This is a genomic window from Kordia sp., from assembly GCF_022447245.1.
Taxonomy (GTDB): domain Bacteria; phylum Bacteroidota; class Bacteroidia; order Flavobacteriales; family Flavobacteriaceae; genus Kordia.
Genome location: NZ_JAKVBC010000030.1, coordinates 47,171 through 66,871, shown reverse-complemented (window position 1 = coordinate 66,871; position 19,701 = coordinate 47,171). Strand labels below are relative to the sequence as shown.

The window sequence follows — 19,701 nt, the reverse complement described above, 5'->3', positions numbered from 1 at the left end:
AGTTTGACCTGCTAAGATTTCTGCATCTGCATTCGTTAATGTAAATCCAATAATTCCATCTGTATCATCATCACATTCTTGCAATGTAGTTGGCACAACCGCAATTGGTAATGGATTTACTGTTACTTCAAAACTAGTTGTTGCAAAACATATATTTGTTGCGTCCGTACTTGTTACGCTTACATATATTACATCTGTTACGTTTACATTTGTATATGAACCTGGCGTTGGTATTGGGTTTACATTTGCATCTGCATCTGCTTGCGTTGTGTGGAAATTAATATTTACATCTGCTGTATTTTGTGTTCCTAGAATTACTGGAATTTGCATTGTCAAATCAAATACTTCCGTTCCGTTGTTAGTAGCATCATCACACACTACAATATTTGCAGATTGTGCAGCTGTTGGCTGATAATCTACACAAATTTCAAAGTTCGTAGTATCAAAACATGTTGTATTGTTTATGTTTTCGATACGCACATATATTTGCTCACATGATGCCATGTTATTGTATGGACTCGCTAATGGATTCGTTCCTGCATCTGCATCTGCTTGTGATAAGTGATATGTAATTGTAAACAATACTGGATCTTGCGTCCCTAATACTTGTGGATTTAGAGCAACTAAATCAAACGTTTCTGTTCCATCATTTGAATCATCATCACAAACCGTGATATCTGCTAGTGGATTTGCAATTGGTAGCGCGTCTACTATTACATTGAATTGTACAGTAGAAACACAATTTGTGGTATTATCTTCAACTCTTACCACAATTAAATCCGTTGGATTCACATTAGTATACATTGTAGGTAACGGACTTATACTAGCATCAGCATCTGCTTGCGATGCATGGAAACTGATTGTAAAGTCTGCTGGATTTTGTGTTCCTAAAATGATTGAAATTTGTGTTGATAAGTCAAATATTTCCACTCCGTCATTTAAAGCATCGTCACAAACTACCATATCTGGCGGTGTAATTAATGTTGGCTCTAGATTTAATACTAAATCAAATGAAGTCACTGCAAAACAAGTTGCACTGTTGTTATCTTGAACCCTTACATATATATCATCTGTAGGGTTTGTTGTATTCATATACAAACATGTAAGCGGACTGACATTATTGTCTGCATCTGCTTGTGTATCATGATATGTTACTGTGTAATCTGCTGGATCTTGTGTTCCTAGTACTAATAATGTTTGTGAACAAAGATCAAATTCTTCTACTCCATCATTTCCGATATCACAAAGTACTAAGTCTGGAACCGCATTTGCGGTTGGACTTCCAATGTTTAATGTAAAAGATTCTGTTTGGAAACAGTCGATTGTAGTAGTTCCTGTATATGAAATTCTAATAAAAATTTCTTCTCCATCGGATCCTGTATATGCTTGCGCTTGTGCAAGTGTCAATGCACCTAAATTTGCATCAGCATCAGCTTGAGATAAATGATAGGTAACAACCATATCAGTAGTATCAGCTATAGGTGCTAATACTTGAGCTGTATTTACTGTAAGATCAAAAACTTCAGTAGTATTTGCAGAACATACAGATAAATCAGAAGCTGGTGCATTGTTAATTTCTGGAGTTACATCAATACAAACAGTTTCTGTATATGTACATCCTAAATCATCTGTCATTTCATATGTGTAACAGTGTTGACCTGCAGTTGTAGGCTGCACTGTAATTACGTTTCCTGCTGTATTTGTAATAGAAGCATCTGGCTGCCATCCTTCTGATTCAACCACAGGTGTAAATGATTCATCTGCTGGTAAGATTGAAGGATCAAAGTCTAATTTCCAGCTAAAGATATATCCATTATCAATAGCTAAGTTATCTGTAACTCTAATTGTCCAGTTTCCATTTAATGGACTTCCAATTAGATCATCAAATCCATTAGCATCTACTGGCAAATATGTTCCTGGCTGCCATGAAGCTCCTGGAGGGTTTGAACCTGCTGTAATTGTTGGTGCATTAGCTAGAGTTACTGCTCCTGCTAAAGAGAAACAATAGTCAGCTCCAACACCTGGCGTTGTAGTTCCATCATCATTGGCGCCTCCAAAATAGGTTCCTCCACCCGCTTGCACAAATAATTCTGCCTCTTGTCCGTTTGGACTGATAATCGAAATATCTAAATCTCCAGAGAAAGAGTGCTCAATATTTAAACATACCTGTAATAATTGTGCACCATCGGTTAATACTTGATCAGATTCAAAACAATCTACAGGGATAGATGTTTCATAGGAAACTCCACTTCCATCTGGTAAAAATGTTTGTCCACTTACAGGTGGTGTACATTCTACAATAAATGGCACTGGATTTACAACTCCAGTAAGTGTAGTATCATCTCCAAAACATATAATTGGATCTGTAGCTTCTGTTCCTGTAAAGTCTGGTGTTGTAGAAACACGCACAACTTGATTAATCAGGTTATCATTGGTACAGTTATTTGTATCTGTTACATTAAGATTTACAATATAGGCTCCTGCATCTGGGAATGTGTGGGTCACCGATTCTCCCATCGCTGAGTTTCCATCTCCAAAGTCCCATTGATACTGTGCTCCTGTTCCATCTGAAGTAAACGATGCACTTCCGTTGAACGTTACAGTATCTCCTTGACAAATTTCTATAATATTGTTTGCATCTGCAGCTGGCACTGAAGAATCTAATTGTGAAATAATCGTTTGACATGGCGTTACACAAGAAATTTCTGCTGCCCAACCGATATTTACACCAGCAGCATCAGAAATAAATTCTATTGTAAGACATCCCGAAACATTGTCATTGGTAGCTATTACAATTCCAGGACTCGCTGTTCCTGTAAATGTACCAAAAGCAGTTGCTGCAGTACTATCACCATTGTATATAGTCATATTATCAGACATATTTTGCACAGCAAATGAGGTAAAATCTAACTGTACTTTGTCTCCTGGATTGTTTGGACAAATTGTCATTACGATATTTTCGTTATTTGAATATTGTCCTGCACCGCCACCTCCAGTGTCTAAGAAAGTACCTTGACATATATTGAAGGTACCATTTTCTATAAGAACATCTTGTCCGAAACAAAATATTGGGCTAACTATAAGAAGTAAGAGAACTATTTTCTTCATCTCTATATTTTTAGTTTTGTAATTTAGGTTGTGGTTGAATAATTAAAAGATATTCAGTGTTGTCTATCCGATATACTCTGAGTCTATTGATATCAAAAAACTCAAGATTGTATTTTAAAGGATTGAATGTGCTTTTACTAGTAAAGCCTTCATGCTTTAAGTTTTTATTATACATAGTTAGCATTCCTCCATTCGTAATTTTAGGATATTTTTTACCTCTCACATCAGCTTGTCTTACGATTTGCATTCGCTCCACAATAAGCTTTCTTAAAGTTTGGTAACGTTTCTGGTTGGAAAAAACCAGTTTTTGAGCTTGATCTCCATAAACTTCCTTGATGAAGTTATCTACTTGGTGCTCCTTAAATTTATATGAATCCCTTTGAGTTTGAGCATTCATACAAAGCCCTATAAATAGGAACATCATACATACATAGATTTTACGCATAATAGTCATGTTTGTATTCTAACATTATTAATTTGAAATGAAGGTGTTATTATTAAGTTAACTAAACCCTTCATTTTATTTACATTATATATAACAACAACACCTGTAAAAATCTGACATTGTGTTAAAAAATTAATTTTGAATCGCGGAAAATTAAGAAAATTTTGTGATATACATAGTTCTTTAAGACATTTATTTACGGCACGTTCAATCAATACATATACAATATTTAACTATCTTTGCAGTCTTGTTAATTTTTGAAAAAAATTGAGTTTCGAATCTTTAATATGATGAAGGTTTATATCTTAAATTATTATTAACTATTTGTATCATATTTTTTTCAAACAAAGAAATACAGAATCGATGAAAATAGATAAGGCGTTTGAAGAAGAAATACAAATGATAGGTGATAATCACATCATGACTTCCTATGATACTCCATTACGTGAAGATGCATTTAATTTAAGTGATGAAGAAAAAATAGCTAGCATCAAAAAAGATGTTGCGCATATTATGGAAACTTTAGGTCTCGATATGACAGATGATAGCCTTAAAGGAACTCCTAATAGAGTTGCTAAAATGTTTGTACAAGAAATTTTTGGGGGACTACATCCTGATAGAAAACCAAAGGCTTCTACCTTTGATAATAAGTACAAGTATAGCGAAATGCTCGTAGAGAAGAATATTACTGTCTACTCTACTTGCGAGCATCATTTACTTCCAATTGTTGGTAGAGCACACATTGCTTATATTTCTAATGGAACGGTTGTTGGACTTTCCAAAATGAATCGTTTTGTTGATTATTATGCCAAACGACCACAAGTACAAGAGCGTTTAACGATTCAAGTGGTAAAAGAATTGCAAAAAGTACTAGGAACGGAAGATGTTGCTTGTGTAATTGACGCCAAACATTTATGCGTTAATTCTCGCGGAATCAGAGACATAGAAAGCAGTACTGTAACAGCAGAATTTGGCGGAAAATTTAAAAATGAAAAAACACGCCTAGAATTCCTAGATTATATTAAATTAGACACAAAATTTTAAAACCAATATTTTTAACAATAACCATGAAATTATATCAAGAACAAGAACTTAAAATATACAATTCCCTCACAAACCAAAAAGAAGTTTTTAAACCTATAAATGAAGGTCATGTTGGAATGTATGTATGTGGTCCTACAGTATACAGCAATGTGCACTTAGGTAACGTACGAACGTTCATGTCGTTTGATATGATTTTTAGGTATCTAAAACATCTTGGTTACAAAGTACGCTATGTACGAAATATTACTGATGTAGGTCATTTGGTAGATGATGCCGAAGAAGGTGAAGATAAAATTGCTAAGAAAGCACGCTTGGAACAATTAGAACCTATGGAAATTGTTCAAAAATACACGCTTGATTTCCATTACATTTTACAAAAATTCAATTTTATTCCACCAAGCATCGAACCTACTGCTACAGGACATATTATTGAGCAAATAGAAATCGTAAAAGGAATCATAGACAATGGGTATGGATATGAAGTAAATGGTTCTGTGTATTTTGATGTTCATAAATTCAATGAAAAAAATGAGTACGGCGTACTTAGTAAGCGCAACCTAGAAGATCTCGTTAATAATTCACGTGAATTAGATGGGCAAAGCGATAAAAAGAATCCACAAGATTTTGCACTTTGGAAAAAAGCCGAAGAAACTCATATTATGCGTTGGCCCTCACCTTGGGGCGAAGGTTTTCCTGGTTGGCATTTAGAATGTACTGCTATGAGCACAAAGTACTTGGGTAAACGATTTGATATTCATGGTGGAGGAATGGATTTAAAATTTCCGCATCACGAATCTGAAATTGCTCAAAATGAAGCTTGCTGCGGAACGTCTCCTGTGAATTATTGGATGCATGCCAACATGCTGACGTTGAATGGAAAAAAGATGTCAAAATCAACAGATAACAATATACTTCCTGGTGAAATTTTCTCTGGAAGTAGTAAACATTTATCTAAAGGATTTGTGCCAAGTGTTGCACGTTTCTTTATGATGCAAGCACACTACAGAAGTATTTTAGACTTTAGCAATGATGCTTTGTTGGCCTCTGAAAAAGGATTCAATAAACTGATGGAAGCTATGAAAACATTAGACAAATTAGAACCTTCAGGAGACAAAACTAGCTTTAATTTGGAAGTTTGGAAACGCAATTGCTACAATGCACTGAATGACGATTTCAACACACCAATTTTGATTGCAGACTTGTTTGAAGCCGTAAAGTATATCAATCAGTTAAAAGACGGAAAAGCTACCATTTTACCTGAAAGTTTAACCGAGCTAAAGAAATACATGCATGCGTTTGTGTTTGAAATTCTAGGACTAGAACAGCAAAGCGGATCTTCGGATGATGGAGACTCACTTACAGGAGTTATGGAGTTGTTGATTAATTTACGAAATGAAGCACGTGCTAATAAAGATTTTGCAACTTCAGATTAAATTCGTGATGAATTATCCGCTTTAGGCATTCAATTAAAAGATGGAAAAGACGGAACTTCATTTTCAGTTTCGTAATTAAAACAAAAAAACAATGAGTCTCAAAAAGATTCTCATATATCCTTTTTTATTAGTTATCCGTTTTTACCAAGCGGCCATTTCGCCATACACTCCAGCAGCATGCAGATACAATCCTACATGCTCTCATTATGCGGCAGATGCATTAAAAAAGCATGGCTTATTTCGCGGCGGATGGTTAGCAATTAAGCGTATTTCTAGGTGTCATCCTCTTGGAGGAAGTGGTTATGATCCTGTACCAGACGAATTTCCAAAACGCAAAAAAAAGCAAGCTTCTAAATAATACTCAAGAAGTATCAAAAGTCAATTTTGATAATATATACACTAAATCTCGCTAAACGGCGAGATTTTTTTTAGCATTAAAACAATTACAAATTCCACAAAGAACATGTGTTATTAAATAACATTCCTTTAGCATTTGTATCCTTTGATTTCCGTTTGGTTTGTCTATATTTACATTTTATAAACTATACCATTTATGCACTTACTAAGTATCAACTGGAATCCTAGTGAAGTTTTATTGAATTTAGGTTCAATTCAAATCAGATATTACAGCTTAATGTTCATCATAGCATTTAGCTTAGGATATTACATCACCAAAAAGATTTACGAAAAAGAAGGAATTGAAATAAAGTATTTAGAATCTCTTTTTATGTATGCAGTCATTGCAACGTTATTAGGTGCGCGTTTGGGTGAAGTTTTCTTTTATAATTGGGAGTATTATCAAAATCACTTAATTGAGATTTTATTACCTATCAAAGCAGATGCAAATTCAACACTATTTGGATTTATCGATGGCTACAAATTTACCGGATTTGCTGGTTTAGCAAGTCACGGAGCAGCTATTGGAATTATTGTTGCTATGTATTTATACCGAAAAAAATATCAGTACAAAACTTTACTTTGGATTTTAGATAGAATCGTTATTGCAATTGCACTTGGTGGAGTTTTTGTCAGAATAGGAAATTTCTTTAATTCTGAAATTGTTGGAAAATATACAGGCTCTGATTTTGGCGTTATATTTCAAGGAAGAGGCGACACATTACCACGTCATCCAGCACAATTATATGAAGCATTTTGTTATGTTTTTGTATTTGCCATTTTATGGTATGTATACTGGAAAACAAACAAGAAAAATAAACAAGGATATATTTTTGGACTGTTTTTAGTACTACTTTGGACAGTACGTTTTATGGTAGAATTTGTAAAAGAAAGTCAAGGTGGATTTGAAGATATGCTCGGCAATTTATTAAGCACTGGACAATGGCTAAGTATTCCCTTTATTATTGCTGGATTTTATCTGATGTTTAGACAAACGAATCAAACTGATGTAGACACTGCTAAAACTGCCTAGGCATGAAGAAATTAATCGTACTTTTTTGCATTACTACAGCTCTTATTTCCTGCGGAGATTCTAGCAATAATCAAACGGTCCAAACTGCAGAGATCACCTTTACCAAAGAAGGACAATTGACCTTAGCAAAAGCGAGTGGTAAAGATATTGTAACACTCGATATAGAATTTGCAGAAACTAGCTACGAAATTGAAACTGGACTCATGTATCGCAAATCTATGAAGGAAAATCAGGCGATGCTTTTTGTATTTCCATACTCACGTCCACAGAGTTTTTACATGAAAAACACATACATACCGTTAGATATTATCTATTTAGATGAAAATAAAAAAATAGTAAGTTTTCAGGAAAACGCGGAACCGTTGAATGAAACTGGATTACCTTCGGAAGTACCAGCTATGTATGTATTAGAAATCAACGCTGGTTTGTCTGAAAAATGGTTGTTAGAAATTGGCGACACTGCAACGTTCATAAAGTTTTAAAAAAACGTTATTTACTCTCTTTAAATACGATATAAAAGATTGCATAAGTAAACTTTATTTCAAATGAAGAAAGGAGTTTCATATCATATAAAGTCAGCGCTTCTTGGGCTAGCAATCACTATTAGCATACACTTTTTGGGAATAGCATTTTTTTTCACTTACTAGTCTTTCACCTTTCTACATCACTTTAATTATAGTCAAAATTATCACACTAATTATTTTACCTTTTAAAAGATTTCCATCATTAGCTATTGGTATGTTCATAGGTTTAATTCCCGTTGGAATCTTTACATATTACACATATGGCTTTTCTTTTTTCCTTTCCTCTTTGAAACTTTAGTTTAACGGACACAAATTCTTTAGAAGGCTTTCTCTATTACTTATATCAAATAAACTTTAAAATACAACTTATAAACTCGTTCATTTGGCATTCTAATGCCTTGCGACTACTTTCCGTAGCTACTGCTATGCAAAGCATCCACAGCAGTTTATAATGTCAAAGCAACTTCGTATCCAAAGTCGCATTTTAAAGTTTATTTGGTATTACTTTATTCTTTCGAGCTTTCATAATCCTTGATTCTGCATTTGCACAGAGAAAACTATAACTATTAATAAAGCATAAAAAACGCCACTCAGTTGAGCAGCGTTTTTCTATGTTATTAAGAATCAAAAGATACTTAAGCCTTCGCTTCACCTTCTTCTAACCCTTTGTTGATATCTCCTTTTTTGATAGTATCATACATAATTGGAGTTGCAATAAACATCGATGAGTAGGTACCTACAATTACACCAACGATTAAGGCAAACATAAATCCTCTAATAGATTCTCCACCGAAAATAAAGATCGCCAATAATACCACTAACGTAGTTAACGACGTATTCAACGTTCTACTTAAGGTACTATTCAAGGCCGCATTTACCACTTTGCTAAACTTCCAGTTAGAATGCTCGTTCATAAACTCACGGATTCTATCAAATACAACCACGGTATCATTCAGCGAGTAACCAATTACGGTCAAAATTGCCGCAATGAATGCTTGGTTGATCTCCATTGTAAATGGCAAGTATTTCCATGCTAATGAGAAAATTCCTAATACGATTAACACATCGTGGAATACTGCTGCAACCGCTCCAAGAGAGAATTGCCATCTTCTGAATCGCAATAAGATATATAAGAATACCACTACTAACGAACCTAATACTGCCCAGAATGACGCTTTCTTGATATCATCGGCAATTGTTGGCCCAACCTTAATCGATTGCATAATACCGACTGTCTTATTTTCTGCTCCATCAACAAACGTCGTATACTTCATTCCTGATGGCAAGTAACTTCCTAAACCTTCGTGTAATTTCTTCTTGATTTCATCATCAATATCAGTTCCCGTCTCGTTTACTTTATAGTTCGTAGTAATCTTTAACTGATTATCTTCTCCAAAAGTTTTTACTTCTAACGAAACCGCATTTTCTCCATCAACAAATACATTTTGTAATGAAGCTTTTACATCTTGTGGACTTACTGTCTTCTCAAAACGTACTTGGTACGAACGTCCTCCAACAAAATCAACTCCTTGATTCAATCCACTTCCTAAGGTAATTGACCATAAACCAACAGCAATAATAACTCCTGAAATGATATATGCAACTTTACGCTTCTTTAAAAACTCAATATTCATGTTTCTAAATAAGTTCTTTGTAGCTCCTGTAGAGAATGCCAATTCCTTTCCTTTTCCAATATACCAATCAATTAGTAATCTTGTGATAAAGATTGCAGTAAATAACGAAGTAGCAATACCGATTAATAAAGTAGTTGCAAAACCTTTAATTGGTCCTGTTCCGAATAAGAATAAGATCAAGGCAGTTAAACCAGTTGTAATGTTGGCATCAAAGATAGAAGACATAGCTCCTTTCCAGCTAAATGCATGATTGATTGATTCTTGTAATGACTTTCCTTTTGCCAATTCTTCACGAACTCTTTCAAATAAAAGTACATTTGCATCCACCGACATACCAATGGTTAATACGATACCGGCAATACCAGGTAGTGTTAACACCGCTCCTAAGTTTGCTAATACACCAAAGATTAATAGAATGTTAAACGCTAAAGCTACATCAGCAAAAAGTCCAGCTCTACCATAGTAGAATACCATCCAAACTAACACCAATCCCAAGGCAATTAAGAATGACATTAAACCACTGTTAATAGCTTCCTGACCTAATGATGGTCCAACTACTTCTGATTGTAAAATTTCAGCTTTAGCAGGTAATTTACCAGCTCTTAATACGTTTGCTAAATCTTTTGCCTCTTCAATTGAAAAGTTTCCAGAGATTTCTGTATTTCCTCCTGTAATAGCTCCTGTCGTTACACTTGGTGCAGAGTATACAATATTATCTAAAACTACAGCAATGTTTCCATTTGCTTTATGTACTTCTCCAGTTAACTTCTCCCATTGCTTTGCTCCTATACCATTCATTTTCATTGTTACAACTGGCTTCATGTCGTTACCATAGCTTTGTTGTGCAACGTCAACCACATCACCTTTCATTTGTGGTGTAGCTTGTCTTCCTTTACGCTTTCCACTTAAAGCATACATTTTTACTCTTCCTTGTGCATCTACCTCTTTTCCAAAAGCAAAACGTACATTACGTAAGTTTGCAGGCAATACTTGCTTTAAAATTGAATTATCTAATAAAGCTACAACTTCACTTTTATCCTCTTCTTTTATTGTAGCTACAACACCACCAGTATTTGATCCAACAGGAGAAAGTGCTAACTTACCTAATAATGGTTGCACAACAGCTGCTGAATCTTGCTCTGTAGAAGTCGTTAACTCATCTAAATCAGTATCTGTAGTATCTTTTACTTTTTCTACTGCAAATTCAGGAAGTTCTTTCAACTTTGCATCAGCTGTAACTAAATATGAAAGCAATTCAGAGTTATTATTGTTTGTTTTCCAAAACTCTAATTCTGCAGTTGTTTGTAATAATTTTTCAATACGAATTACATCTTTCGCACCTGGTAATTCAATTAAGATACGTCCAGAAGTTCCTAAACGTTGAATGTTTGGCTGTGTTACACCAAATTGGTCAATACGTTTGTTTAATACTTCTTTTGCAGATACAACAGATTGATCAATTTTTCTTCTAAGTACATTTTTAACAACATCATCAGGCGTGTTAAATGTTTCTTTCTTTAATTCATCTTGTAAAGATGCCGTATAAAAAAGGGTTGGATCTGCCAATTTTAAACCAGCAGGCTTTAATTCATCAAAAGCTCTAAAGAAAGATTCTACATAATCTTCTTGTGCATCTTTTTGTAATTCGTCTGCTCTATCTAAAGCTTTCTTGAATGTTTCATTTTCTGTGTTATTAGCCAATCCAGTAAGAATGTCTCTTACAGAAATTTGAAGAATTACGTTGATTCCTCCTTTAAGGTCAAGACCTTTGTTTAATTCTTTTTCCTTCGCTTCACTGTATGTAAACTCTGCGAATCCGAAGTTGATAGGTTCATTCCTATCAATAGAATCTAAATACGTTTCTTCTACAAGACTTCTAGCGTCTGCATTTTCTTTTGTGTCAGCACCATCTACTGGTTTTGGCACTTGTGTTACCGCGTAGGCTTTTGCGTCTGTTTCAATTTTATTCGTAATAAATGTGAATGATAATTGGTAAATACTTACCAATCCGAATAAAAGCGCAAATAATTTTACGAGTCCTTTGTTCTGCATTATTCAGTTTTTTTGGTCAAATTTTTTAAACGGGCAAATATATCATTTACCGTCACATTTGACAATTATTTTTTTTGTGATTTGATTGTGATTTTAAGTGCTCTTTGATTCATCATCAAAAACACTATTTGACATGCTTATAGACTATGTTGATAGTTTTTAGCATGCATTGTGGTGAGATACACTTTAAAAAGTAAAATCAATGATAATTTTTAAAACTTAAGAAAGTATAATTGTGAAAGGGCCTGCGCGAACGTCAGGAATTTCGTAAGAAATATTTTCTTTAAAAGTGACCGTATAATCAGATTCGCTATACGTTAACACTAATGAGTTTACATCAAAATCTCCCGTAATAAAGGAATTAGCATTCGCAAATGAACTCGATGTTGGAGATTTATCATATTCTTTTTGTAAGTCTAAAATGTATTTTCCGTGTGTCCCTAGATATGAATCAGAAGTCGTTTGCAATTCGTAGATATCTAACTTGTAGCTATCTGCATTGGCAAAAATTTCATGACTTCCTGTTTCTTCTGTTGGTGTTTTCGGCAACTTTTTTGAAGCAAATCCTTTTTCGATAAGGAATTCCTTAATCACTGCAACATTTTCATCACTATAATACGCAATAGCAAGTGTATTATTTGCTAATTGACGCACTTGAATGTTGGTAACACCTAAAGACTCTAATTGTTCTTTGATTGCTAGAATTACATCTTCCGTTTCTTCAGAAACTACCTCATTCTGAGAAAATTGAAGTTCAATTTCCTGATTAGGGACAGGTGCTTGTTCTTGGTAATAACCAAGCAAGACTAAGAAGATTATTAAAGCACTAAAATACTTTTTTGCAATCATGCACCAAATATAAAAATAAAGAGGAGACTAACGTAGTGTTTTCTTAATTAATTTCGTTTTAAGTAATTGGATTATATCACTCTACACGGGAAATTTTTAGTTTTTCTGAAAATATCGCTTAAGAATAGTTTCTTGCAAAATTTTCATTTTTGGAATGGAACCTGCACGAAATGCGTTTGCCAAATCCATCGCTTCTTCTTCGGTAAAATTTCCTGAGATCTGCGTTTTTCCTCCCGAAATTGGCCCAGTAAAAACCGAAGGCGCCATGTATACATAATTATCTACAGCAACAGCAATATTACCATTGTTTTGATATACCTCCTCAGTCAATTGTTCCCAAATATAACTTCCATCTGCATTCATCTGTATATTTATGATCCAATTTCCAAGTTGATCATATCCTACAGCAGCATCTGTTACATAACTCCCATCAAGCGATGCATTATTTTCAGCAGTTACATATACAGCATATAATTCATATAGATCTTTACGGTCGCTTTTTCCTAACAAAAACTTTATTTTTTTTTCTAACCCATTTATTGAAAATGGTTCTTTTTGCAACAATTTTTCAGCTACTTTTTTTCTATTTTCTTTCGGAACTGTAGCAAAAACAGCATCATTTATAGTATTTAAAGAAAGACCTAAAGTACTATCAATAGCCACTTTATCATTTTTTACTTCCGTTAGAAGCTTGTCTTGTTCTTCGAAAGTTTCATCTATTTGACGTAGATATTTGTACAGTAAATTTTTCTCTTTACACACTTCAAAAAACTCTAGTTTTCCTGAAAAAGTAAAGCTTTTACGTAGTTTTTGAGGTTTTATTTTTCCTTGAAATTCAACTGTTATTTTTTGATCTTCCTCCTCAGTAATAGCGACATTCTCTGCACCAACCGACACTAAACGTCTTTCTATATTTCTGATAGCACGTGTCTTTTCTTCTGGTGTTAAATTAGTTTCTTCAATTTGCAATTGAATACTATAAATAGACTGCTTAGCAATAGTCTCACAAGCCGTAGTTATCACTACCAAAAAAAGTAAGCATGAGAAAATAGAATATTTTTTAAACATGGAATCGTTTTTAATTTTGAATTTAAAAAGAAAGGCTACAATAGAGCATTCTAGCCTTTAACATTTTGCAGTGTCAAATTTTATTGACCTTTCATGTTTTTGTATCCTTCTGGTGGAGTTGTATCAAATAAATCAGAAGAAACTGATTGTGGCTCAATCTTCGTTACTACCGTAGTTACCGTCATGTCAATTCCCATTTGGTTCATTTTCACTTCAGCATATAAAGGAAATCCTTTGATTTTGTCTCCTAAAGATGTTGTTTGTTGAGAAACTACTGGAATTGCTTCTGTGGTATATAATACCATATCTACTTTTACACCGTCTTTTGTGATGCTTGTTGTATATTTCTGGCACGTATATCCTAAAACCGTTTTAGTTTCGCTTCCTTTAGTAACTGTTACACTTTTTAAATCCTCTTCACTTAAAGAAATATCTTCCACAGAATACATTTTTCCTAATGCAGGATTACTCATCAGCACTAACATTTTTTTTGTATCAGAGTTGATAACAGTTGTTACTTTACCTGACATTGGATTATCTAATTCAGATCTTGAGCTTTGACCTTTGAATAATGTTACTGTTTCCATATCACCAATCATAGCCAACTGCGCTTGCATTTGCTCATTATCTGTAGATATTGTTTGCTTAGAAATGATTTTTCCTTCTGTTATTTTTTTCTGAGCAGAAACCATTACGCTAAATGCCAATGCTGTTAATAAGAATATTTTTTTCATGTTTTTAGTTTTTGTTTATTTACAACTATTAAGGTTTGTATCGATTTGTACAAATATGTTACATTTTATGGACATAAAAAAAACCTCAAAGCAATTAGCCATGAGGTTTTAGGGTATTTTTTATAAATAACGAGATTATAATTCTAATAATCCGTTTGTTTTCTTAACACCTTCTGCACTTGCAGCTAAGTGTGCTTTTTCTGCATCACTTAAGTCAATTTCTACGATGTTTTCAATTCCGTTACTTCCTAAGATTACAGGAACTCCGATACATAAATCATTTAATCCGTATTCTCCATCAAGTAAGGCTGAACATGGGAACATTTTCTTTTGATCACAAGCAATTGCTTGAACCAATCCTGAAACTGCTGCTCCTGGCGCATACCATGCAGAAGTTCCTAATAATTTTGTTAATGTTGCTCCACCAACTTTCGTATCTTCTTTTACTTGGTTTAAACGCTCTTCAGATAAGAACTCAGATACTTTGATACTGTTACGTGTTGCATGTGCAGTTAAAGGAACCATACCTTTATCACTGTGTCCACCAATTACCATTCCGTCTACATCAGAAATTGGCGCTTCTAATGCTTCCGCTAATCTGTACTTGAAACGAGCGCTATCTAAAGCTCCACCCATTCCGATGATTCTATTCTTTGGCAATCCAGTTGTTTTGTGAACTAGGTATGTCATTGTATCCATTGGATTACTTACTACAATGATAATTGTATTTGGAGAATGCTCAATTAAGCTAGCAGAAACTGATTTTACAATTCCAGCGTTGATTCCGATTAATTCTTCACGAGTCATTCCTGGTTTACGTGGAATTCCAGAAGTAATTACACAAATATCGCTACCAGCTGTTTTTGAATAGTCGCTTGTACTTCCTGTGATTTTTGTATCAAAACCATTTAAAGAAGCTGTTTGCATTAAATCCATAGCTTTTCCTTCTGCAAATCCTTCTTTGATATCTAATAAAACGACTTCTGAAGCAAAATTTTTAATTGCAATATATTCTGCACAACTAGCGCCTACTGCTCCTGCCCCTACAACTGTAACTTTCATATTTTTATAATTTTTTTGATGTATTGTTTTTAAAGCTGCAAAGGTCATATTTTTTACATTGAAAAACAATGATATTTTGAATTATTTACATCAAAACTATTATCGAATACTTACAGCGAGTCCTGCGCTTAATGTATTGAATTTCTGAAAAGTGTAGTCTCCAAAGATTTTTACAGGCCCCAAATTGAATCGCGCTCCTAATGTTGTTCGGACTCCATTGGCTTCAAAATCGAGATTCACTGGATTTGAAATAGTTTCATTTATGGTTGACACTACATTTCCACTACTATCTTGCACATCATAAGTAAGATTGTAATCACCTTTGATATTGATCTCAGATTTTCCTTGATTGTATCCAAACCCACCATACAATGTGATGATTTTAAAATCTAAAGAACCTAAAGCTTGAATTGTCCACGCACTCATTGTAAAATCAGCTTCTCCATTTCGGATAGTCACATTATCTGAAAAACTGTCGTCATTGATAGCATAGGTTGCATTCAAACGTGTATAGGCTGCTAAAACCGAAACATTCAAAGGCAGTTTATCAATTGGGCCTAAATATTGTGTGATATCGTGTTGCAATCCTATTCCAAAAAGACCTGCTTCCACATCGTCATCAAAACTCAATTTAGGTACATATCGCAATTTTATATCGGTACGAGAAGGCAATCCGACACCAACTTGAATCATGGGTGCTGGAACCGCGTTGATTGGAAAGTCTTCTGCTATTCCGCCAGGCATTTCAAAACTTCCAACTTTGAATGTATTAGTGCCATCAATAGGAATTCGAACATCCATCGTAGTTTGCGTACCATCTTCGCTCATTACTGCAGGAATCGATGTTTCTCCGTTTGCAGTTAATAAAAATTCATAATCTGCAGGATTAAATGTGAAACTTTGACTTGAAGTAGGCACAAAACTTGCGCTTGCTGAGATTGTGACATCAAAACCAAATTTTTTATGTGTTTTTGCAGTAGTATACCATCCTCCATTGATACTATACAACAGTCCTTTCATCAATGGATTCATGTAGTTTTCAGTCAATTTACTAGCATCGTCACCAGCTAACAATAGACTCTCTAGTTCTTGGGCTTGCAATGCAGAAAAGCATAGCACAAGAAGTAATGTAATTCTTTTTTTCATTTTAAGTGTAGGTTTGTTTGTTAAGCTAAAAATAATGAAATCACCCAAGACTATTTACAGGAAATAGCCCCTTTTTTTTACTTTTTTTCCATAAAAAAATGATATAAAAAATTGCACTATTAATTTGCATATTTTTCGCCTTTCACCTAGGGTTTGCACAACAAGATTTACTGAATAATGAAAACAAGTGGTTCTTACACTACATGGTTATTGAAGGAACTACAATTAATGTTCCTCAAGCACCGTTACCCATGTACATTCCGGGAATTCGATTTTTAGTAACTGATGCTAGTAATTATAATTTTACTGCTAATGTAGCCGGCATTAACAGCGCCTTTGATTTAGCTCCTCCACTTGCCATCTCTCCAACTTCGTTTACAGTTCAACAACCAAGTGTAACGCTAGGAGATTGCTCTCCAAATTGCCTTCTTGAAAGTCAATATTCACCTACAATTATCTTGGGAAACGCAGAACCTTCAAGAACACTTAATTATGAAATTGTGGATGAAGGCAATAATGGGAAGACGTTAACAATCACATCACCAGAGGAAACATTGCTGTTCATGGAAATTGTATCCTTCCTTTAAAGAAATTTGATAAGAAACGATTTTTGATGTACCCAAATCCTGTAAAAAACAAATTACATTTTGACTTAAAAGGGTATTCCACCGAAAAAATTAATGTACTCTCAATAGTAGGCGCTAGTATCTTTGAAACGGAAGTTTCACGTCAACAAAATTTCTTAGACTTATCGTTTTTAAAACCTGGAGTTTACTTTTTAAAAACGACGTATCAAGACGGAGATGCTACTATTTCTCGTTTTATTAAAGAATAGTGACATTAAAAACACTGCTTAACGCAAAAAAAACACCTCAAAAAGAGGCATTTTCAATTTTTTTATTATGTATGTGTATTATGCATCAATATTTGCATATACTGCATTTTTCTCAATAAATTCTCTACGTGGCGGAACTTCGTCCCCCATTAACATTGAGAACACACGATCTGCTTCTCCTCCATTATCGATCATTACTTGGCGTAATGTTCTAAATTCTGGATTCATGGTTGTATCCCATAATTGCTCTGCATTCATCTCTCCAAGACCTTTGTATCGCTGAATATTAGCGCCTCCACCAAATTCATCAACAATAGCATCACGTTCTTGATCGTCCCAAGCATATCTACGTTTTGCACCTTTTTTCACTAAGTATAATGGTGGTGCTGCAATATATATGTGTCCGTTTTCAATCAATTCTTTCATGTAACGGAAGAAGAATGTTAAGATTAATGTTGCAATATGTGATCCATCGACATCGGCATCACACATAATTACAATTTTATGATATCTTAGTTTTGAAAGGTTGAGTGCTTTGCTATCTTCTTCTGTTCCAATGGTCACACCTAAAGCTGTAAAAATGTTTTTGATTTCCTCATTTTCAAATACTTTGTGCTGCATTGCCTTCTCTACATTCAAAATTTTACCACGCAATGGCAAGATTGCTTGAAAATTTCTATCACGACCTTGTTTTGCAGTTCCACCCGCCGAATCTCCCTCAACGAGGAATACTTCGCATTTTGCAGGATCTTGCTCAGAACAGTCACTCAATTTCCCAGGTAAACCTCCGATGCTCATCACCGTTTTACGTTGCACCATCTCACGTGCTTTTTGCGCTGCATGACGTGCTTGTGCCGCAAGGATTACTTTTTGTACTATTGTTTTTGCATCATCTGGATGTTCTTCCAAATAATCCGTTAACATTTCAGATACTGCCTGACTTACAGATGCAGACACTTCACGGTTTCCTAATTTCGTTTTCGTTTGCCCTTCAAATTGTGGTTCTGCAACTTTTACAGAAATAATTGCCGTTAATCCTTCACGAAAATCATCACCAGAAACATCAAATTTTACTTTGTCGAGCATTCCAGAAGTTTCCGCATATTTTTTCAATGTGTGCGTTAAACCTCTTCTAAATCCAGACAAATGTGTTCCTCCTTCGTGCGTATTGATATTGTTTACATACGAATGTAAATTTTCAGAATACGACGTGTTATACGTCATCGCAACTTCTACAGGAATTCCGTTTTTCTCTCCTTCAAAGGCAACCACATCTGCAATAATTTGCTCACGGTTTCCATCTAGGTATTTGATAAATTCTTTTAAACCTTCTTCAGAGAAGAAAACTTCTTGAATGAACTCACCTTTTTCATCTTTATTACGTTTATCCGTAAGTGTGATGGTAATTCCTTTATTTAAATATGCTAATTCACGCATACGATTGGCAAGCGTTTCATAGTTATATTCTAAGGTTTGTGTAAATATAGAAGCATCTGGCTTGAACGTTACTACTGTACCATTTTTATCAGAATCTCCAGTAGCTTTTACAGGATATAATGGTTTTCCTCGTTCGTATTCTTGCTCCCAAATTTTTCCTTCTCTAAAAACAGTTGCTTTTAAATGATCCGATAATGCATTCACACAACTCACACCAACTCCGTGCAATCCACCGGAAACTTTATACGAATCCTTGTCAAACTTTCCACCTGCTCCAATCTTTGTCATTACAACTTCTAGGGCAGAAACTCCTTCTTTTTGGTGAATTCCAACTGGAATACCACGTCCGTTATCTTCTGTGGTAATTGAGTTGTCTTCATTGATAGTTACACTAATGGTATCACAGTGACCTGCTAATGCTTCATCAATAGAGTTATCGACAACTTCGTATACTAAATGGTGCAATCCACGTACACCAACATCTCCAATATACATGGAAGGACGCATACGTACGTGCTCCATTCCTTCTAGTGCCTGAATACTATCGGCTGAATATTGTTTTTTTGCTTCTTCGCTCATAAATATTCTCCTTAATTTTATATTGTTTGGAACAACTTGTATTGTTCTTTTTATTTCAGTTGTAAAAAAACAAATATAAGATTTCAAAAATTCATTTTAGCATACTTTTAAGCAGCTTTTAAAATAGTTATTAACATTTATCCTTTTTAATGAAAATTGCTTAAAATGGCTAAAAACACCCTTTAAAGCATTTTTAGAATGTTTTTTTCTGTAAGTCTGGTTGAAAATTTTAAAAAACGCTTAGAAGTCGTTTAAATTCGTTTTGTTTTTTGTGTAAAAACCCACAAAACGACTTTTTTTCCAACAGAAACAACCTTTTAGT

Annotated in this window: 15 protein-coding genes and 1 pseudogene; 7 read left to right on the top strand and 9 right to left on the bottom strand. The window is 34.3% G+C overall.

Features of this window, described 5'->3' with window-relative positions:
* Together MK119_RS18065 and MK119_RS18060 are read right to left on the bottom strand one after the other, a co-directional pair.
* The coding region (locus MK119_RS18065) for a PKD domain-containing protein (protein ID WP_290681669.1) at nt 1–3,108 on the bottom strand (3,108 nt) is incomplete at its 3' end.
* A 10-nt stretch (nt 3,109–3,118) separates the two neighbouring features.
* The gene (locus tag MK119_RS18060; RefSeq protein ID WP_290681666.1) at nt 3,119–3,553 is read right to left on the bottom strand and encodes a hypothetical protein; all 435 of its coding nucleotides are present in this window, start codon (nt 3,551–3,553) and stop codon (nt 3,119–3,121) included.
* Nucleotides 3,554–3,916: 363 nt separating this feature from the next.
* Between MK119_RS18060 and folE the strand changes: the two genes are divergently transcribed.
* The 5 genes and pseudogenes from folE to MK119_RS18035 all read left to right on the top strand — a co-directional run bounded on the left by folE (nt 3,917) and on the right by MK119_RS18035 (nt 7,941).
* Nucleotides 3,917–4,597 carry a GTP cyclohydrolase I FolE gene (gene folE / locus MK119_RS18055; protein ID WP_290681663.1) on the top strand — a complete coding sequence of 227 codons (681 nt, stop codon included), beginning with the start codon at nt 3,917–3,919 and terminating at the stop codon, nt 4,595–4,597.
* Nucleotides 4,598–4,620: 23 nt separating this feature from the next.
* Nucleotides 4,621–6,105, top strand: a pseudogene (cysS, locus tag MK119_RS18050) (cysteine--tRNA ligase).
* Between the two features lie 16 nt (nt 6,106–6,121).
* Nucleotides 6,122–6,388: a membrane protein insertion efficiency factor YidD gene (yidD, locus tag MK119_RS18045; protein ID WP_290681660.1), complete on the top strand. Its 267-nt coding sequence runs from the start codon at nt 6,122–6,124 to the stop codon at nt 6,386–6,388.
* A gap of 195 nt (nt 6,389–6,583) precedes the next feature.
* The gene (lgt, locus tag MK119_RS18040; RefSeq protein WP_290681658.1) at nt 6,584–7,459 is read left to right on the top strand and encodes a prolipoprotein diacylglyceryl transferase; all 876 of its coding nucleotides are present in this window, start codon (nt 6,584–6,586) and stop codon (nt 7,457–7,459) included.
* A 2-nt stretch (nt 7,460–7,461) separates the two neighbouring features.
* Entirely contained in the window at nt 7,462–7,941 is a 480-nt protein-coding gene (locus MK119_RS18035) for a DUF192 domain-containing protein (RefSeq protein ID WP_290681655.1), read from the top strand.
* A 677-nt stretch (nt 7,942–8,618) separates the two neighbouring features.
* On the opposite strand, the gene secDF is transcribed toward MK119_RS18035, so the two are convergent.
* From secDF to MK119_RS18005, 6 genes are all read right to left on the bottom strand, one after another.
* The gene (gene secDF, locus MK119_RS18030) at nt 8,619–11,669 is read right to left on the bottom strand and encodes a protein translocase subunit SecDF (protein ID WP_290681652.1); all 3,051 of its coding nucleotides are present in this window, start codon (nt 11,667–11,669) and stop codon (nt 8,619–8,621) included.
* Nucleotides 11,670–11,888: 219 nt separating this feature from the next.
* Nucleotides 11,889–12,518, bottom strand: a complete 630-nt coding sequence (locus MK119_RS18025; RefSeq protein ID WP_290681649.1) for a hypothetical protein — start codon at nt 12,516–12,518, stop codon at nt 11,889–11,891.
* A gap of 96 nt (nt 12,519–12,614) precedes the next feature.
* A complete protein-coding gene (locus MK119_RS18020; RefSeq protein WP_290681646.1) occupies nt 12,615–13,586 on the bottom strand; it encodes a hypothetical protein in 972 nt (323 codons plus the stop codon).
* A gap of 80 nt (nt 13,587–13,666) precedes the next feature.
* Nucleotides 13,667–14,320 (bottom strand): DUF4412 domain-containing protein, encoded by a 654-nt coding sequence (locus MK119_RS18015; RefSeq protein WP_290681643.1) that lies wholly within the window; start codon nt 14,318–14,320, stop codon nt 13,667–13,669.
* A 135-nt stretch (nt 14,321–14,455) separates the two neighbouring features.
* Entirely contained in the window at nt 14,456–15,382 is a 927-nt protein-coding gene (gene mdh, locus MK119_RS18010) for a malate dehydrogenase (protein ID WP_290681640.1), read from the bottom strand.
* A 99-nt stretch (nt 15,383–15,481) separates the two neighbouring features.
* The gene (locus MK119_RS18005) at nt 15,482–16,528 is read right to left on the bottom strand and encodes a DUF6588 family protein (protein WP_290681637.1); all 1,047 of its coding nucleotides are present in this window, start codon (nt 16,526–16,528) and stop codon (nt 15,482–15,484) included.
* Between the two features lie 203 nt (nt 16,529–16,731).
* Here MK119_RS18005 and MK119_RS18000 point away from each other — a divergent pair, with 203 nt between their 5' ends.
* A complete protein-coding gene (locus tag MK119_RS18000; protein WP_290681634.1) occupies nt 16,732–17,115 on the top strand; it encodes a hypothetical protein in 384 nt (127 codons plus the stop codon).
* 26 nt (nt 17,116–17,141) lie between these two features.
* Nucleotides 17,142–17,363 (top strand): T9SS type A sorting domain-containing protein, encoded by a 222-nt coding sequence (locus MK119_RS17995; protein WP_290681631.1) that lies wholly within the window; start codon nt 17,142–17,144, stop codon nt 17,361–17,363.
* Nucleotides 17,364–17,441: 78 nt separating this feature from the next.
* Here MK119_RS17995 and gyrB read toward each other — a convergent pair whose 3' ends face one another.
* Nucleotides 17,442–19,379, bottom strand: a complete 1,938-nt coding sequence (gene gyrB, locus MK119_RS17990; protein WP_290681628.1) for a DNA topoisomerase (ATP-hydrolyzing) subunit B — start codon at nt 19,377–19,379, stop codon at nt 17,442–17,444.
* Between the last annotated feature and the right edge of the window lie 322 nt (nt 19,380–19,701).

Bases quoted from the DNA above. Each gene is read 5' to 3' on its own strand.
- MK119_RS18035 (WP_290681655.1), top strand. From the start codon at position 7,462: ATGAAGAAATTAATCGTACTTTTTTGCATTACTACAGCTCTTATTTCC.
- MK119_RS18020 (WP_290681646.1), bottom strand. From the start codon at position 13,586: ATGTTTAAAAAATATTCTATTTTCTCATGCTTACTTTTTTTGGTAGTG.
- MK119_RS18005 (WP_290681637.1), bottom strand. From the start codon at position 16,528: ATGAAAAAAAGAATTACATTACTTCTTGTGCTATGCTTTTCTGCATTG.
- lgt (WP_290681658.1), top strand. From the start codon at position 6,584: ATGCACTTACTAAGTATCAACTGGAATCCTAGTGAAGTTTTATTGAAT.
- folE (WP_290681663.1), top strand. From the start codon at position 3,917: ATGAAAATAGATAAGGCGTTTGAAGAAGAAATACAAATGATAGGTGAT.
- MK119_RS18000 (WP_290681634.1), top strand. From the start codon at position 16,732: ATGGTTATTGAAGGAACTACAATTAATGTTCCTCAAGCACCGTTACCC.
- gyrB (WP_290681628.1), bottom strand. From the start codon at position 19,379: ATGAGCGAAGAAGCAAAAAAACAATATTCAGCCGATAGTATTCAGGCA.
- MK119_RS18025 (WP_290681649.1), bottom strand. From the start codon at position 12,518: ATGATTGCAAAAAAGTATTTTAGTGCTTTAATAATCTTCTTAGTCTTG.
- MK119_RS18015 (WP_290681643.1), bottom strand. From the start codon at position 14,320: ATGAAAAAAATATTCTTATTAACAGCATTGGCATTTAGCGTAATGGTT.
- MK119_RS17995 (WP_290681631.1), top strand. From the start codon at position 17,142: ATGTACCCAAATCCTGTAAAAAACAAATTACATTTTGACTTAAAAGGG.
- mdh (WP_290681640.1), bottom strand. From the start codon at position 15,382: ATGAAAGTTACAGTTGTAGGGGCAGGAGCAGTAGGCGCTAGTTGTGCA.
- MK119_RS18060 (WP_290681666.1), bottom strand. From the start codon at position 3,553: ATGCGTAAAATCTATGTATGTATGATGTTCCTATTTATAGGGCTTTGT.
- yidD (WP_290681660.1), top strand. From the start codon at position 6,122: ATGAGTCTCAAAAAGATTCTCATATATCCTTTTTTATTAGTTATCCGT.
- secDF (WP_290681652.1), bottom strand. From the start codon at position 11,669: ATGCAGAACAAAGGACTCGTAAAATTATTTGCGCTTTTATTCGGATTG.